The organism is Bariatricus sp. TF06-38A (assembly GCF_027690675.1).
Classification (GTDB): domain Bacteria; phylum Bacillota; class Clostridia; order Lachnospirales; family Lachnospiraceae; genus Allocoprococcus; species Allocoprococcus comes.
This window is the reverse complement of sequence record NZ_JAQFCE010000068.1, coordinates 226-876: the sequence shown is the minus strand read 5'-3', so window position 1 is coordinate 876 and position 651 is coordinate 226. Positions and strand designations below refer to the sequence as shown.

Annotated in this window: 1 protein-coding gene; it reads left to right on the top strand. The window is 28.7% G+C overall.

All coding sequences use genetic code 11. From position 1 onward, the window contains the following. Positions 1–51 precede the first annotated feature (51 nt). Positions 52–651 (top strand): hypothetical protein (locus PG418_RS19085; RefSeq protein WP_498837892.1); only part of this gene is annotated, 600 nt, incomplete at its 3' end.

Here is a 651-nt window from a genome sequence, read left to right as displayed (position 1 = left end):
ATTTTATGTTTAAAATGAACCAATTGAGAGAGAGATAAAAGTAATATAAAAATGGAACAAGAAAAAAGTAATGAGGTATTGGTTGTAAAATCAGATAAGGAATGGATGCGTTATATTTACAGAGATAAAACAGTTGCATTATTGATGAGTATGGTATTGCTTAGTGGAACTTGGGTAGGTATATTTTTGTATGGCGTATCAAATGGAACAGTAAAAAAAACTAGTAATATAATATTATTTATCTTTGCGTTTATGATTATAGCAGAAATTATAGTTATATTATTAGATATTTATCGGTATTGGCGTGATATAGGACGGGAATTAGTATTAGATGAAACAGGCATTTTAGCCAAATTGTTGTTTTATGAAAAAAAGTATCAATGGAGCGATTTTAAAATTAAACAATTACGAAGTAATTTAGGAGAATACTATGATGAAGGGATGTTCTTTGCAATATATAAACGCCAACCGAGAACAAATAGTAAGTGTGAATTTTTTCCAATAAGATATCCTTTTGGAAGCTTTAAGATTAATTTTAAAATGCATAAACCAATTGTACTTCAGACAAGGTATTTATCTTGGAGTATAAATGGCGAAATAATGGCGGTCGAAAAAGAAGAGTTGCTTTCAAAATTAAAAGAATGGGGAGTT